Raw genomic sequence first — 15,432 nt, 5'->3', positions numbered from 1 at the left:
AAAATGGAAAATAATAATACACAGGCAGTTGAAACTAAAAAGAAAAAAAGTTTAGTTTTTCCTATCATCTTAGCAGCCGTAGTAATCGGAGGAGGAATCTACGGTTACAGAGCCTATAGCTACGGACAGTATCATGAAGAAACTGATGATGCTCAAATCACTTCAAACATGTCACCTGTAATTTCTAAAATTTCCGGATATGTAGCTGAAGTAAAAGTAAAAGACAATCAGTTTGTAAAGAAAGGAGATACTTTGGTTATTTTAGATAACAGAGATCAGAAGATGGCACTTGAGCAGGCTCAGGCTGCTTTATCTACAGCGAAAAGCAATATTTCAAATGCAGAAGCTACTACGAATGCCACTTCAAAAAATATCAGTTCTTCTGAAGCTGCTGTAGTAACTGCCAATGCACAAATTGAAGCAGCGAAAGTAAATGTCTGGAAAACTTCTCAGGATCTGAAGAGGTATGCTAATCTTGTAAAAGATCATTCTATTACAGAACAACAATATGAGCAGGCTTTAGCAGCAAAACAATCTGCGGATAAACAGTTACAGGTTTTAGTTGATCAGAGAAATCAGATTGCTCAGCAAACCACTATTGCTTCTTCTCAAACAGCTGCAAGTTCTCAACAAATCAGTGTTGCAGGCTCTGTGGCAAAACAAAGAGAAGTAGATGTTGAAAATGCAAAATTAAACTTGTCATATACCGTCATTCTTGCTTCTGAAGACGGACATGTAGGTAAAGTATCTACACAGGCTGGCCAATATCTTCAGGCAGGTGCTCAGTTATTTTCTTTGGTTAAAAACGACCAGAAATGGGTAGTGGCGAACTTCAAAGAAACGCAGGTAGACAAAATGGTAGAAGGACAGAAAGTAAAAATTGAAATTGATGCTTTCCCTGATAAAGAATTTGATGGGGTAGTAAGCTCATTCTCTCCGGCTACTGGTGCAACATTCTCTATTCTTCCTCCGGATAACGCAAGTGGAAACTTCGTAAAAGTAGTGCAGAGACTTCCTGTAAAAATCGATTTTGTAAATCTTGATAAGAATATTGCAAAAAGATTAAGAACAGGGATGAATGTGAAGGCTGAGGTTTCATTGAAATAACACTTAAAATTGTTAAGAGTCAAGAATTGCTTTATCAAATAATGAAACAAAATTGACCATTGACTTTTAACATCGTAAAAAACTTATGCAAGATTCATTAGTAGAATATGGAGCGCGGAGAGTGATCATTACGATTACTGCTATACTTTGTGCCCTTCTTGAAATTGTAGACTCCACGATTGTTAATGTTGCCTTGAATGAAATGAAGGGGAATCTTGGATCTACACTTTCTGAAGTGGGATGGGTAATTACGGCTTATGCCATTGGTAACGTAATTATAGTACCAATGACGAGCTGGCTTTCCCAGCAGTTTGGGCGTAGAAATTACTTTGCGGCATCCATCATTATATTTACCATATTTTCATTTTTATGTGGAAATGCGACCAATATCTGGGAACTCGTGTTCTTCAGATTGATGCAGGGAATCGGTGGAGGAGCCTTATTGGTAACTTCACAAACGATTATTACGGAATCTTATCCGATTGAAAAAAGAAGTATGGCTCAGGCTATTTATGGTCTGGGAGTAATTATCGGTCCTACATTAGGTCCACCTCTTGGAGGATATATCGTTGATAATTTCAGCTGGCCATATATTTTCTATATTAATATTCCGATTGGAATTGCAGCAACCTTGATGACGCTGCAGTTTGTAAGAAGTCCAAAATATGCGGAAAAACGTAAAGTCTCGGATGTTGACTGGATAGGAATTGCATTACTGGCAGTAACAGTAGGTTCATTACAATTCATTCTTGAGAGAGGGCATGAAGAAGACTGGTTTGCCAGCGGAATGATTGTAGCGTTTACAGTAGCTGCTGTTTTAGGATTTATCTTATTTCTTTGGAGGGAACTTACCTTTAAATATCCAATCGTTGAGCTCAGGGTACTTAAAAATAGTAATTTAAGAATTGGTACCATGATGTCTTTTGTACTTGGATTTGGGCTTTATGGCTCCACATTCATTGTTCCGTTGTATACTCAGAGTATTTTGGGCTGGACGGCACTTCAGTCTGGAGCATTGATGATTCCGGCTGCATTAACAACAGCCTTTATGATGCCTATTATTGGTAGACTATTGGCAAAAGGAGCAAAACAGCAGATTTTGGTATCATTAGGACTCTTTATTTTCTTTGTTTATAGTTTCTGGGGATACAAAATTCTGACACCGGATACCAGCAAAGAAGCATTTTTCTGGATGTTGATTGTAAGAGGAGCAGGTTTAGGACTATTGTTTATCCCAATCACCTCTTTGTCATTAAGTACTTTGAAAGGACAGGAGATTGGTCAGGGAGCAGCCTTTACGGGGATGATGAGACAGCTGGGAGGATCCTTTGGGATTGCGGCTATTACCACTTTCATTGCGAATGCAGGTCAGACCTACAGAAATAATCTGATTTCCCATTTAGATGTAAACAGTTTTGATGTTCAGCAAAGACTGGCAGCATTGAAGGCTAGTTTCATTGCAAAAGGGATGACTCCTGATGCAGCAATGAATGCAGCCTATAAGATGCTTGATATGTCAGTAACCAAACAAGCCACTGTACTATCTTATATGGATGTATTTCTCTACCTTGGAATCGTATTCCTGATATGTATTCCGTTTATCTTACTCGTAAAAGAAAGAAAGAGTAAAGAAAAAATAGATTTGAGTGAAGCCATGCACTAAATTTTAATTAAAACCTTCGGATTTTTCGGAGGTTTTTTTTTGTTTAAAAGACGATGTAAAAGACAATACAATTGATGGGTGTTTCTTTGGCTAATCCCTTCCATTTTCCAGTCTTCTGTTTTCTATCTCATAAGTTCATTATTTCTTTTTGTTAAAAATAAAATCACTTATTGGAGAATTTGTTTATTTTTTTTAGCTTTACAATACCAAATGAAAAAAATATGAATACATTCCCTCACCTCAAGAACTCCTCTTCAGGAGGTAATATCCGGAGTACTATTTCCTGATGTACACCGATCTGTTTCACTACATCTTTATGAAGTTTTGATGTCTTTTTGCAATAGAGACAATACTTTTTGCTTTCGAGAAGTTGATGCCGAAGATGTGATTGATTCCTTGTGATATACTTTTTAGACAATGCTTTTTAATCACAAAATCTTATTACACTATAATGTATCCCATATTCACTAACTAATAACCTTAAAACTTAACGTTTATATGAACCAGATACAATTGCCGGAAACCTTTATGGCATTATCAGATTTCAGGAAATATGATGTTTACCATTCTGAAATGGATCAGGATCAGATCATCTCAGACTTTTTTCCTGCAACATTTACAGAATTAACCCAACGCCTTTCAGATATTACTGGAGCCTTTTATGGTGGATTATTGAAACAGGCAGGGAAACTTTACGGGGAAGAAGCAGTGAATGAACTTTCCACGTCCTTTATGTATGATCTTGGATCACGAATGACTTTAAGAAATTTTGAAACTAAATCTAATTTGCAGCCAGGAATTCCGGCAGTCGCAAAAATCTTGATAGGTGCAATTTTTACATCCAGTCCCGAATATAATTTTGATTTCAAAGAATTAAATGACCACAGAGTTGAACTACTGATTAAAGGAGTAGACCGCTACCACAAAATCACACAAAGTCTCCATATCGCAGGACTGCTGAAGTGGCCGGTTATAGAACCTTTTATACAGGGAGTATGCGATACTATGGGACTGGATGTTTTATTTGAAGTGAAAGTTCTGAAACTTGACCCGGACAGCTCATGTGTGTATGAGGTGATTGTGGCGAAGAAATAGATTTTGTTTAAAAGATAAAAGATAAAAGATAAAAGATAAAAGATAAAAGATAAAAGATAAAAGATAAAAGATAAAAGATAAAAGATAAAAGATAAAAGATAAAAGATCTTGTCGTTAAACAACTATTTTTCACTTTATATATCCACACGGATATCAACCTTAATAGGGGCGAGCTTTACCTTTTATCAAACGTCAAATATCCATACAATATCCATATCAATAGGAGCGGGCTTTAGCCCGCTCTCATTATAAATACCCATTCATCTGGCTTTAGCCAAAACCTAAAATAAGTCTGAAATTATCCATTCAATTATACCTCTATAAATTTTCAATAGAAAAGAAATATTTCATATTATTTTTACCACAATATTCTATGTGACTATGTGGTAAAAAATAAAACCTAGGCTTATAGAGAAATGGTAAATGACTTCACTTCGATATTCTTAACTGATTTATTTATTTTATATGTTCAGTCCATTCAATCCCGCTGATGTCAATCAGTTTTAAAGTATGGATCGCGTCTTTTTGAAGAATATCATCAATCCCAATATTCATATCTGCTTTAGCACCCAATGGAATAACAAGACTGTGTTTCCCTGGCTTTACTTTGGCTACATAATGGTTTTTGATATGGTCTTTGGAGAACTTTGAAAGCTCTTTATGATCCATTTCCTTTAAAATATTTCCGTTTTTATCCAGAATATGAATTCCAATGAGGAAAGAGCCATACACATCGGCACCTTCCGTTCTGTAAACCTCAAATTTTAAATCTGAATTATTATGAGAAATATTGGAAATTTCAAGCTTGGGTTTTACCGACTTATTATGCAGAGTTCCCCAAACACCACCATGAAAATATTGATTGGTGTAAAGCGTAAGTCCGAAAATCAGTAGAGAACCTGTGAGTACAAAAACTTTAGGTCTGTAAATAGGCAGAACTCCGGAACCCAGCCATTGAAACCATTTTTTCTGAGTAAAAGCTTTGTTTTTCTTTATTAAATAATTATCCAGAGAATAGGAGCTACTTCCTGAAAGAAACAAGACGAAGCCTCCCGCAACTCCCAGAACACCAATTTGCCATTCATCCAGACAGGTTGTTCCCAGCCATCCGGAACCTAATAAAATTCCTAAGGCAAGGCTGAAAATTCCTATACTCATCAGTCGGGTAAAGAGCCCCAGAATGATAAATAATCCTACGATTGCTTCAATAATTGTAAAAATCATCATAGATCTTTGTAAAGCATCCGGATGCGTAACCAGATATTCTATAATGGGTTTAATACCCAGAGCATTCGGTAAAAAATGATTGAATTTTTCCCCGATATATCCCTTTTCATCAGGAATAAGCTTGTTTTCAAGGATAAGTCTGCGCCAGAAGGCTGAAAAGTAAGTCCATCCGATCACCATTCGAAGGGATAAAGTGTATAATCCGGCCAGATCATAAGACTGGCTGTTTGTAGTTTGTTTCATTAAAGGTATATTGTATTATAAAAAACTGATTGTCCTGGATTAAAAAGTTTTAAACCAGATTTAATTTCAGTCTTTTAAATAAAATATACTTCGGTGGGCTGTTTCCTGTAGTACGGCCTGAGTATTTATTGAAATTAAAATTTTCTTCCCCTGCATTTTTTGCACTTACATTAAAATTCAGAAAAGATCCTTTTTGTTTAACCTTAGCATCTGCTTTGGAAATGGAAATTCTTGAGGAAGTAGAAGATATATCGCAGTTTGAGGAAAGTCCGGATGTTGTTTTTACCTTATTTAAACCGCTGATGTATTGAATGTCAAAAATATCAAGAACATCTCTCTTCACAGAACATGGTGATAACGAAAACACCAAAATAAGCATCGTAATGACTGCTTTATAAGTTCTGATATGGATTCTGGTGTTCGACATTCCTGCAAAACTACACTTTATTTTAATTTTAGCTCAATAAATTTTAAAAATTCATCCTGCTGATCTACAAATAAATAGTGGGAACAGTTATCAATAAGCTTAAAATTTTTCTTTCCTACAATATTTGTAAGATGGTTGAGCTGTTTTTCGGAAAATATGCCGTCATTTTTTCCATACACTGCAAAAAGAGGAATGCCTTTTCTTTTGATCCCCTTTAAAATGGTTGTATTATCAAGGTTATTCAAAGGTTCATTATGGTAGAATTTGATAGGAGAATTGTGGTTTCTGATATTATTTCTATAGAATTCACTGGCTTCATATTCCGTTCTCAGGCTTTTACTTTCCGAAGTAGGATCGGGCATATTGAAGAAATTAAGTTTACTGGCAATTTCGTAGCATCTTTTTCGATAAGCGGCAGAATTTTTATCCAGATTTTCTATTTCAGAAATCTCCTGTAGCTGAGCCTTATCATTTTTAAAATGTTCTTTGGCTTGTTTTAAAATATGATTATAGGTTTCCTGCTGGGTAAATAATGCTCCTGCAAGGGTAAGAGTCTGTACCTTTTCCGAAAATTGATTAGTAAACAAAGTGCCGATGATTCCTCCGAAACTATGGGCAACAATATGTGCTTTTTTGATATGATAAGTGTTGTACAGCTGATTCAGATCTTGAAAACTTTCTTTGAAAGTCATGGTGGCATTTTCATCTTTAGATCGGCCTTCACCACGTCTGTCATATACAATCACATAAAAGCCTTTATCAGCCAGTTTTTGAGCTGTTGTTCCTTCAAATAGAGTAGCATTTCCACTGGGTCCGCCATGAATAAAAATAACAGCAGGATTTTGTTGGTTTCCATACACTTTTGAATAGATATTCTGAGCATGTACAGAAATTAAGAATAAGGAAAACAGAAGTGATAGAAATGATTTCATAGTTGACATTTTGAGCCGCCTAAATTACTAAACATTCTCTGATAAGAAGGAAATAAAAGTGATTTGAATTATTATTAAATTTAAAAATTAAAAAACACTACTGACGGACAGTTGTCACCATCCTGATTTATCTTTACCCTCTGGAAATTTTTTATATAAAATAGGAAAATATGGATACAAATAACTTTGACAAAATCATAAAACGTTCCCTAGATATCAGGGAAATGTATCATCAGCTGGAAATAAAAAGCAACGGAACAGAATGGACCTTAGAGGAGGATGCACTTGCTTACCTTACCGATGCAGGATTAATAGGGAGAAATGTGATGTCTCATCAGAAAACATGGTTAAAAAAAGATGCTGAAGAAGAATTGGAGCATAAATTAGCAGAAAATATCTGGTGGCTGATCGTCCTGGCAGACCGTACAGGAATTGATCTTAAAGAAGCTTTGGAAAAATTCTTAACTAAAACAGAAAATATATTTAAATGAGTTATTGTTTAGCAATAGAAGGAATGCAGCCTGAAAGCAGAAAAGAACTGCACAAAAATTATCACGACAATTATTATGGGTTTCCGATTCATGATGATAATGAATTGTTTGGAAGGCTAATTCTCGAGATTAATCAGGCCGGTTTAAGTTGGGAGATGGTTTTAAAGAAAGAAGAAAGTTTCAGAAAAGCCTATGATAATTTTGATATTAAAAAAATAGCAGCGTATACGGAAGAAGACCGCGAAAGACTTTTGAATGACAGCGGTATTGTTAGAAATAAACTTAAAGTGAATGCTGCTATTGAAAATGCAAAAACAATCATTGAGTTGCAAAAAGAATTCGGTTCATTTGAAAAGTGGATAGAGCATCATTATCCTAAAACATTACCGGAATGGATGAAACTGTTTAAGAAAACATTCAAATTTACAGGCGGTGAGATTGTAAATGAATTCCTGATGAGCACAGGATACCTGAAAGGAGCTCATCATGAGACTTGTCCGATTCATGCAAAAGTATTAGAGCAAAAACCTTTGTGGAAAGAGAAGTAGAATGTACAACATCAATACGCTTGTACTCTCATTTTTATAGGTCACGAATAGACGAATGATTTCTTGACAAAATATCTATGGATCTATGTGGTGAAAAAAATAATTACCACATAGGTACATAGAAAATAGGTTCAAAATGCTTCTGTCAAAGCATTCTTATCTTAAACCTCTCACAGTAACATCAGGTTTTTCACCTTGTGGGACAATAAAAATAGCATTGTCACTAATGGTATCTCCGGGATCAAAATAATAACTTCCGGTAACAGGAATCGTGCTGGTGGTAAATTTTCCGGATTTGTCATAAGCAGAATACGTTACATTGATCATTTGGGCCTTCATTTTCAGTTCAATCTTTTTAGAGGTAAGCCTTGCTCCGGTAGCATTCATACAATCCAGTTCTACAAGACCAATATTGCTTACAATCTGTGGAAAAGCAGATAGTCTGATATTGTAAGCTTTATCCGATTTATTTTTTACAGATGCTGAAACTTTATAGCGGTCATATTGCTTGCCACCAGATTCAACACTTTCTTTATTGAGAATATTGAAGGTAACATCCATGCCATTAACTTCTAAGGTTTGACCATCAGAAATCTTTTGTGCATGTACAGAAGTGTAGCAAAGAATTACTGCTGCGAGGGAGAGTAAGAATGTTAGATTTTTCATGATATTATTTTGTGTGTGAATTGGTTATTAAATTTACATAAAATAATAAAATGAAGTATAATTTACTTTTTAATTGTTGTTCTTGTTGAATTTATTTTATTTATTTTCAGAGGTTTTTTCGATTAACTGTTTGTGTTCTATTCCCCATTTTTCAAACTCAAGGATAATAGGTTTCAGCTTATTGCCAATTTCAGTCAGTTCATATTCTACCCGCGGCGGAACTTCAGCATATACAGTTCTCGTAATGATTTTATCTTCTTCCAATCTACGAAGTTGGAGGGTTAACATGCGTTCTGTGATGTTCTGAAGCCGTTTCTTAAGCTCACCAAATCTCATTTTGCCATTGATAAGATAGCAACAGATGGCGAGTGCCCATTGCCCACCGATAATATTTGATGCATAAACCTCGGGACATTCGTCTGCAAGGGCTTTTTTATTGGCGAAATTGGTTGAGGTTTCCTTTATTTTAGTCATTACTTACATTTTTTATAGTACCCTACAATTGGTTGCTAATGTACGAAATGTAAGTTGCTTATCGTAATTTTGCGATAGAAATTTAAACATAATGAAGACCTTAATTATTGTTACACACCCTGAAATTGAAAAATCTGTCATCAATAAAAGATGGATTGAAGAATTAGAAAAACACCCGGAAAAATATACTGTTCATCAATTATATAAAGCTTATCCTGATGGTAAAATTAATGTATCCAAAGAACAGGAGCTCATGGAATCTTATGACAATATTGTATTCCAATTTCCATTTTACTGGTTCAGCAGTCCGCCACTTTTGAAGCAATGGCTGGATGAGGTGGTTTTATATGGTTGGGCCTATGGAAGCAACAGTGGTTATAAACTGGCAGGAAAGAAAATGTCATTAGCCGTTACTGCGGGAATTGATGAAGAAGGTTATAGTGCGACCGGAGAATACAAATACACTATGAAGGAACTGTTCCGTCCTTATGAACTTACTTTTGATTATATAAAAGCACAATATGAAGAACCTTTCGTTTATTATGGAATAGAAAGAGATTCTTCAGATGAATGGATTGAGAGAAGTGTTCCAACATATCTTGATTTTTTGGATAATCTATAAAAATAATGGGAGTCTATTTGGAGGTCTTTTTCAGATAGATTCCTATTCCTAATACAGTCAAAAGTATTCCTATAATTAAAAAAGGAAACCAGAAAACAAAAGATATTTCGCTTAGTTTGATCATAAACTGTGAATAGTTACCTCTTGCAGCAAACATCCCTACAGATAATAAAAACATGATGATGGATAGGAAAATCATCGAAAATCCTATTAATAAAATATATTTATAAAAACGGGTCATATTTTACTATTTAAAACCCTATTGATTCTCTTTTCAGCTTCTTCCTTCGTAATTCCAGTATAAAAGTCATTTACAAAAGGATGCTCATAACTTTGATGTGGAAAAACAAATGGACGTCCAATAGAATTGTCAACAACCACTGTGGTAGGAACACTTTCCTGAAAATCATAATCGGGTAAGTAAGTGGAAAGCCATCCGAAATATTCTGCTTTAAATTCTTTATTGTCGTAATTTTCTACATATTCATTGAAGTTCTTTTCACTTAAAGAAACCCAGATTCCATATTCAAGGTCTCTGCAGTCATCAGTGACTTCCTGTACTAAAACAGTTCGGATAAATCGATGAGTATCTTCTGGTGCTTTAACTACACATAGATCTGAAGTAAGCTCAGCATTTTCCTGTTCTTCCTCAGATAAGCAGGAATAAAAATAAGGGGAATTGTAGGCTAATGCAGGCCAGTCTTCTTTTTCCTCGCCACAGCATTCACAGATGTATTTCATGGTTCATTTTGCTTTCCAGCTAAAATACTTAAAAAATCCTTACCCCACTGTCGGCGTATCCTCTTCCTTCAGTATTTTTTTCTCCTTCATGGTAAGCATCATACGTTCATACTTGTATTTCTCCCAATCAAATTGGTTCAGAAAATCAAGGGCTGCCTGAAAACCTCTGTTGAAAAGATCCTCTTTTTCTTCCTTTTTCATAAAGAAATTGAGCCAGCTGCTGGTACCACAGTTAACGGTTTGGATACTGTAAAGACGGTAGAAACTATGTTTGGTAAGAAACACTTTGTCATTGAATCCCTGTAAAGTACTGATGATGTTTCCTGCATAGCTGAAGGGCGTTTTGAGAATTTCCTCACTGGTTTTTCCCTTTTCAGAAAGAAGATCAGAATCACTGGTCAGCTGTACCCCGAAAAGAGGCATTCTCGGATAAAAAACTTCGTCTGCATGAAACAGATCAATAGGGAAATTGGAAATACTGCCGCCATCAATAAAAACTCCAACAGGGTTTATATCTTCCTGCTTGGTATTCATCCAGAATTTCCAGGCATACTTTACAGAACTGTCATCCTTATTAATTCTCTTCTGAAAAGGTTCAAAGAAAAAAGGAACAGACATGGAGGCTCTCACGAACTCTGCCGGGCTGATATGCTTCAGTTCTTCCTCAGACCAATATAAATTAGCCATAGTAGGCAGTTCTACTTTTATTTTGGCATTGATATCTGTGGTAATCACAACATATTCAGATCGGAGAAGATAAAACGGGTTGTTTTTATAATAATCATTATTAACAGCACTGTCATAATAGATTTTATACCTTGTCTGGTCGATATGTTCCAGATTTTTAACCCTGATTTTTTCAATACCTGCTAAAGTGATGTTATAATATTCCTGCCCGTTTCCATAGCGGTAGTTGAGGTTCAGGTCCTGTTCTTTTTGTATGAATTTCTCATTGAGGTCTGCTACTGTTTTAATTCCAAAGCTATCCAAAGCTGTTTTCATCGTATTCAGGAAAACATTTCCAGGATTAAGTCCGCTGTTTTCTTTTCTGAAGTTGTTGTATAATTTTTTAACACAGAAAAAAAGAATAACCGCAGGAATCAATGGAATTAAAAACATCAGTTTGGCACTCAGAATACTTCCTGAAGGAGTGGCAAAAGGAATACTGACAAGAATAATGAAAAAAATAGCAGCAATTACAGCATTAATCTTAAAGAAATTTTTATTGTTCAACATTCCGTGCAGGGTTGTCTTTACATACGTTTTCCCATCCATAAAATCAGCAAAATTCCAGCTGAACAAGATATCGTTAATAAGCTTACTTTTCGGTTCTTCCTTTGTTTTGCAGGCTGCAATAAGCATGGTGTTGATAGCTCCGGCACTCGTTCCTGCTACTTTCAGAAATCGGATGCCGAAGATTTCCAATCCATAAAGATAACCCACCAAAGCACTTCCCCAAACACCACCGCCTTCCTGTACAAACTCTATATACTGATTACCTTTTGTATCTAAAAGATCAGAAAATTCCTTAGGAGAAATATACCCATGTAAAGCCACAAGCTTATCTTTAGATGCCTGAGAAAGGGAATCATCTTGCAGAATGGTATTAAGATCTTCAGTTTTCATAGTCTCAGGTTTTTGTCATTGCGAACTGTAGGTGAAGCAATCTCTAAATTACTACTTATTTGGAAACCGTAAGACTGTTTTATAGTAAAGATTGATAGCATTGATTTGATAGCAAAGCCAAAAACGTTTGAGGGCCTTCATAAGGATATTATGAGATGAGGTTCTCGCAGATTTTACGGATTAAGCAGATATACATAGCCATCTGTATAATCCGTGACCTCTGTGGGAAATAAAATTCAGCAACATCTATCTACCATTGTCTCCGTCTCACATAGATAAACGTACTGATGACAACCAAAGCCATACCTCCTATCGTAAAATAATAGCCATATTTGTGATGAAGTTCCGGCATATTATCAAAATTCATCCCGTAAACTCCGGCAATAAAGGTAATCGGTAAGAAATACACCGAATAGATTGCTAAAACCTTCATCACCTGATTGGCTTTCTGATCCGAAAGAGCCAAGAACATAGAGATAAGGTTGGTAATCTGAATATTCAGATGGTCAAAATCAGCTACTACATCCTTATGCTTATCCTTTAAATCCACAATTTCAGAATCCTGCAGGTTCAATAGCTTGAATTTATCTATAGCATCTGTGGAAATAACCAAAACCCTTGAATTCAGTCCGGATTTTCTTTTCAGTTTGTATAGCCTTCGGATCTGGCTGGTATGATTGGTATTCTTAAGGAAGATTTCATTTTCAATATTGTCCATGGTTTCCAGTAAGCTTATCGATTCATCATCAAAACTTTTCATAATCAATATCGCGATCATTAAAGCTGTTTTCTGAGGCGTTACTTCTTCCTGGGTGAGCGTTAGCTTTTTCTTGGTTTCAGAAATGCTTCTGGTTTTCATTCTGTGGATAGTGATAATGGTTTTATCCAGGATGAAAATCGCAATTTTTGTGCTGATATCACTGATGGTATTCAGGTTCTTTCTTTCCAGTTCTGTACTTTCACGGAGAAGAAAGAATTTTACATTCCCGTCTTCCTCATATTTGGGAAGGTGATTGGGATCCATGGTATCTTCCAGAAGAAGGTTGTTGATTTCGTATCGTTCATGAAGGAATTTCAGGTCTTCTGCAGTAGGAGCCTCTACATCTACCCATTCGCATTGGGAGCTTCTGTATATCGTATCAATTGGCATAAAGTAAAAATACTAATATTTTGAAAAACTATGTGTTAAATAAGTTTTATCTTTGCCAAAATTATAAAACTATATGATTAAAAGTACAATAAAAGGTGTGGGATTTTATGTTCCAGATAACGTTGTTACAAATGATGATCTAGCCAAACTAATGACTACCAATGATGAATGGATTACGGAAAGAACAGGCATCAAGGAGCGAAGACATAGAAAAAACAGAAATGATTCTCAGGAAACTGCTGCTTACTTAGGATTTAAAGCCTCTGAAAAGGCTATTGAGAAAGCGGGTTTAACAGCTAAAGATATCGACTATATTGTGTTTGCAACCCTTTCTCCGGATTATTATTTTCCAGGATGTGGAGTTTTGCTTCAGGATATGCTTGGATGTGATACCATCGGAGCACTAGATGTAAGAAACCAGTGTTCAGGGTTTGTATATTCTATGAGTGTTGCCAATGCTTTCATTAAGTCAGAAATGTATAAGAATATCCTTGTGGTAGGAGCAGAAGTTCATTCTTTTGGGTTGGATTTTTCTGATGAAGGTAGAGGGGTTTCTGTGATTTTCGGAGATGGGGCAGGAGCAGTTGTGCTTTCAGCAACAGAAGATGAAAACGCAGGAGATATTTTAGCTGTAAATATGCATTCTGAAGGGAAATATGCAGATGAATTGTGTACACAGTTCCCAGGTTCTAAGTTTGGATGGAGTGACAGAATGAGAAAAGAACCGGAAAATGTAACGAATAAAGAAGTGTATCCTATCATGAACGGAAACTTTGTATTCAAGCATGCGGTAACAAGATTCCCGGAAACGATGATGGAAGCTTTAAACAAAGCTGGAAAAACAGTGGAAGATCTTGATATGTTTATTCCTCACCAGGCGAACCTTAGAATTGCTCAGTTTGTACAGCAGAAATTCGGATTGCCGGATGAGAAGATTTTCAATAACATTCAGAAATATGGAAATACAACGGCTGCTTCTATTCCAATTGCTTTAAGTGAAGCAGTTGAACAAGGGAAAATCAAGAGAGGAGATTTAGTACTTCTTTCAGCTTTCGGAAGCGGATTCACCTGGGGAAGTGTTCTTTTTGAATACTAATGACGTATATTATTGAAGGCGTAATCATTCCTCTCTTCTGTAAGAATTTTTGATGGGGTGGTTTATACAATACACATCCAATACACATAAAAAACCGCAGAACATTCTGCGGTTTTTATTTTATATTTCTGCTTATACATTAAAGGCTTTTTAGCAGCTTTTCAGTATCAGAAGAGTCTTGCCCTTCAGCTTTTGCAAGCTCAATGGATTTTTCAGCCCACATTTTTGCATTTTTCTTATCTCCAATCTTATTGTAAAGATTAGCAAGCGTATCTGCATTGGCAAAGCTTTCTTTCTTCTTTACAGAATCCTGTGCCCATGCTACCGCTTTTTCCAAAGAGGTTTTATTAGTTATGTTCTCAAAAAAGTTCCAAGCTGCTGAATTTAATTCATTAGAACCTGCCTTAGAGTAATCTTGATATACTTCTAAAGTCAGTTTTTCAAAAAGCGCAATATCTTTGTTTTTTAAAGCTCTGCTGGCTTTTAGTTTTTTTAATAATTTCTCAGCATTTTCTTTGCTTACAAATTTCTGAGCTTCTGTAATAAAGTATTGGTCATCCCAAGTTTTAGTATCAGGATTATAAGCCTTTTTAGTAATCGTACTCATTTGGAAGTTCTGATTAAATTTTTCATACCTGTCATCAGGAAAAAGCTTTACAATCTCTGTTTTTTTATCCTGAAAGATCTTGTATAAAGGACTTTCCGTAGTTTGTATACCGGAAATAAGCAATTGAGCATCTTCTGCATCCATCGTAGGCTTTACCTGAAAATAACGATTCAGCACTTTTTCAGCAAACTCTGCATCATTATAGATGGTAAGTTCTGCCAGGTTTTTTAGAAATGAAGGATCCTTTTCTCCTTTTTCAAATTGTTGTTTTAAAGAAGTAAGTCTTTTACTTGGGTCGTTGGCATCCATTGCAAACTGGATGAAGTCTTTTTCTTCAACATATCCCAAGGTTCTGTGTATAGCTTCCCCATTTCCGTCAATAAATAAATAGGTAGGAAAGGCCTTTACATTGTATTTTTTGGCAAGTTCAATTCCTTCACCCTTTTCCATATCAATTTTAGCATTGATAAAATGAGAGTTATAATAATCACCTACATTTTTCAAAGGGAAAATATTTTTTACCATCAGTTTACATGGTCCGCACCATGATGCATAAGCGTCTACAAAGATCAGTTTGTTTTCTTTTTTAGCTTTGGCAAGGATAGAGGCAAAATTACCATCCTCAAATTTGATGCCCTGTGCCCATGCCAATGCACCTATAAATAGAGTAGAAAGTATTACTATCTTTTTCATAAAAAACGTTTTGTTTCCTGCAAA

General features: G+C 35.6%; 17 protein-coding genes. 7 read left to right on the top strand and 10 right to left on the bottom strand.

Annotated features, from left to right (window positions below; translation table 11 throughout):
* Nucleotides 1–3 precede the first annotated feature (3 nt).
* The 3 genes from BLS98_RS14175 to BLS98_RS14165 all read left to right on the top strand — a co-directional run bounded on the left by BLS98_RS14175 (nucleotide 4) and on the right by BLS98_RS14165 (nucleotide 3,865).
* Nucleotides 4–1,107, top strand: a complete 1,104-nt coding sequence (locus BLS98_RS14175; protein WP_089737156.1) for an HlyD family secretion protein — start codon at nucleotides 4–6, stop codon at nucleotides 1,105–1,107.
* An 85-nt stretch (nucleotides 1,108–1,192) separates the two neighbouring features.
* The gene (locus BLS98_RS14170; protein WP_089737155.1) at nucleotides 1,193–2,770 is read left to right on the top strand and encodes a DHA2 family efflux MFS transporter permease subunit; all 1,578 of its coding nucleotides are present in this window, start codon (nucleotides 1,193–1,195) and stop codon (nucleotides 2,768–2,770) included.
* 498 nt (nucleotides 2,771–3,268) lie between these two features.
* Complete coding sequence (locus BLS98_RS14165) at nucleotides 3,269–3,865, top strand: hypothetical protein (RefSeq protein ID WP_089737154.1); 597 nt, start codon at nucleotides 3,269–3,271, stop codon at nucleotides 3,863–3,865.
* A 456-nt stretch (nucleotides 3,866–4,321) separates the two neighbouring features.
* On the opposite strand, the gene BLS98_RS14160 is transcribed toward BLS98_RS14165, so the two are convergent.
* Genes BLS98_RS14160 through BLS98_RS14150 form a run of 3 tightly spaced genes read right to left on the bottom strand, consistent with a single transcriptional unit; the run spans nucleotide 4,322 to nucleotide 6,694 of the window.
* A complete protein-coding gene (locus BLS98_RS14160) occupies nucleotides 4,322–5,335 on the bottom strand; it encodes a TQO small subunit DoxD (RefSeq protein WP_089737153.1) in 1,014 nt (337 codons plus the stop codon).
* Nucleotides 5,336–5,384: 49 nt separating this feature from the next.
* The gene (locus tag BLS98_RS14155; RefSeq protein ID WP_089737152.1) at nucleotides 5,385–5,762 is read right to left on the bottom strand and encodes a hypothetical protein; all 378 of its coding nucleotides are present in this window, start codon (nucleotides 5,760–5,762) and stop codon (nucleotides 5,385–5,387) included.
* Nucleotides 5,763–5,779: 17 nt separating this feature from the next.
* The gene (locus tag BLS98_RS14150) at nucleotides 5,780–6,694 is read right to left on the bottom strand and encodes an alpha/beta fold hydrolase (protein WP_089737151.1); all 915 of its coding nucleotides are present in this window, start codon (nucleotides 6,692–6,694) and stop codon (nucleotides 5,780–5,782) included.
* A gap of 170 nt (nucleotides 6,695–6,864) precedes the next feature.
* Here BLS98_RS14150 and BLS98_RS14145 point away from each other — a divergent pair, with 170 nt between their 5' ends.
* Both BLS98_RS14145 and BLS98_RS14140 read left to right on the top strand, forming a co-directional pair.
* Nucleotides 6,865–7,185 (top strand): nucleoside triphosphate pyrophosphohydrolase family protein, encoded by a 321-nt coding sequence (locus tag BLS98_RS14145; protein ID WP_089737150.1) that lies wholly within the window; start codon nucleotides 6,865–6,867, stop codon nucleotides 7,183–7,185.
* Complete coding sequence (locus BLS98_RS14140; RefSeq protein WP_089737149.1) at nucleotides 7,182–7,733, top strand: DNA-3-methyladenine glycosylase I; 552 nt, start codon at nucleotides 7,182–7,184, stop codon at nucleotides 7,731–7,733. The genes BLS98_RS14145 and BLS98_RS14140 overlap by 4 nt, the downstream gene beginning before the upstream one ends.
* 156 nt (nucleotides 7,734–7,889) lie before the next feature.
* Here BLS98_RS14140 and BLS98_RS14135 read toward each other — a convergent pair whose 3' ends face one another.
* Both BLS98_RS14135 and BLS98_RS14130 read right to left on the bottom strand, forming a co-directional pair.
* Nucleotides 7,890–8,399 (bottom strand): hypothetical protein, encoded by a 510-nt coding sequence (locus tag BLS98_RS14135; protein WP_089737148.1) that lies wholly within the window; start codon nucleotides 8,397–8,399, stop codon nucleotides 7,890–7,892.
* A gap of 96 nt (nucleotides 8,400–8,495) precedes the next feature.
* The gene (locus tag BLS98_RS14130; RefSeq protein ID WP_089737147.1) at nucleotides 8,496–8,873 is read right to left on the bottom strand and encodes a winged helix-turn-helix transcriptional regulator; all 378 of its coding nucleotides are present in this window, start codon (nucleotides 8,871–8,873) and stop codon (nucleotides 8,496–8,498) included.
* A 91-nt stretch (nucleotides 8,874–8,964) separates the two neighbouring features.
* On the opposite strand from BLS98_RS14130, the gene BLS98_RS14125 reads away from it, so the two are divergent.
* Entirely contained in the window at nucleotides 8,965–9,495 is a 531-nt protein-coding gene (locus tag BLS98_RS14125) for an NAD(P)H-dependent oxidoreductase (protein ID WP_089737146.1), read from the top strand.
* Between the two features lie 13 nt (nucleotides 9,496–9,508).
* Here the strand turns inward: BLS98_RS14125 and BLS98_RS14120 are convergent, their stop codons facing one another.
* From BLS98_RS14120 to BLS98_RS14105, 4 genes are all read right to left on the bottom strand, one after another.
* Nucleotides 9,509–9,736 (bottom strand): hypothetical protein, encoded by a 228-nt coding sequence (locus tag BLS98_RS14120; protein WP_089737145.1) that lies wholly within the window; start codon nucleotides 9,734–9,736, stop codon nucleotides 9,509–9,511.
* Nucleotides 9,733–10,236, bottom strand: coding sequence for a DUF2199 domain-containing protein (locus BLS98_RS14115; protein ID WP_089737144.1), 504 nt, complete (start codon nucleotides 10,234–10,236; stop codon nucleotides 9,733–9,735). The genes BLS98_RS14120 and BLS98_RS14115 overlap by 4 nt, the downstream gene beginning before the upstream one ends.
* Nucleotides 10,237–10,275: 39 nt before the next feature.
* On the bottom strand, nucleotides 10,276–11,862 hold the full coding sequence (locus BLS98_RS14110) for a patatin-like phospholipase family protein (protein ID WP_089737143.1): 1,587 nt from the start codon (nucleotides 11,860–11,862) through the stop codon (nucleotides 10,276–10,278).
* 250 nt (nucleotides 11,863–12,112) lie between these two features.
* Nucleotides 12,113–13,012, bottom strand: a complete 900-nt coding sequence (locus tag BLS98_RS14105) for a magnesium transporter CorA family protein (RefSeq protein ID WP_089737142.1) — start codon at nucleotides 13,010–13,012, stop codon at nucleotides 12,113–12,115.
* A 73-nt stretch (nucleotides 13,013–13,085) separates the two neighbouring features.
* Between BLS98_RS14105 and BLS98_RS14100 the strand changes: the two genes are divergently transcribed.
* Nucleotides 13,086–14,108, top strand: coding sequence for a 3-oxoacyl-ACP synthase III family protein (locus tag BLS98_RS14100; protein ID WP_089737141.1), 1,023 nt, complete (start codon nucleotides 13,086–13,088; stop codon nucleotides 14,106–14,108).
* Nucleotides 14,109–14,247: 139 nt separating this feature from the next.
* Here BLS98_RS14100 and BLS98_RS14095 read toward each other — a convergent pair whose 3' ends face one another.
* A complete protein-coding gene (locus BLS98_RS14095; RefSeq protein ID WP_089737140.1) occupies nucleotides 14,248–15,408 on the bottom strand; it encodes a thioredoxin family protein in 1,161 nt (386 codons plus the stop codon).
* Nucleotides 15,409–15,432: the final 24 nt, after the last annotated feature.

The organism is Chryseobacterium jejuense, from assembly GCF_900100075.1.
GTDB lineage: Bacteria > Bacteroidota > Bacteroidia > Flavobacteriales > Weeksellaceae > Chryseobacterium > Chryseobacterium jejuense.
Note: the sequence above shows the minus strand (reverse complement) of the source record. Positions and strands in the feature narration are given on the sequence as shown.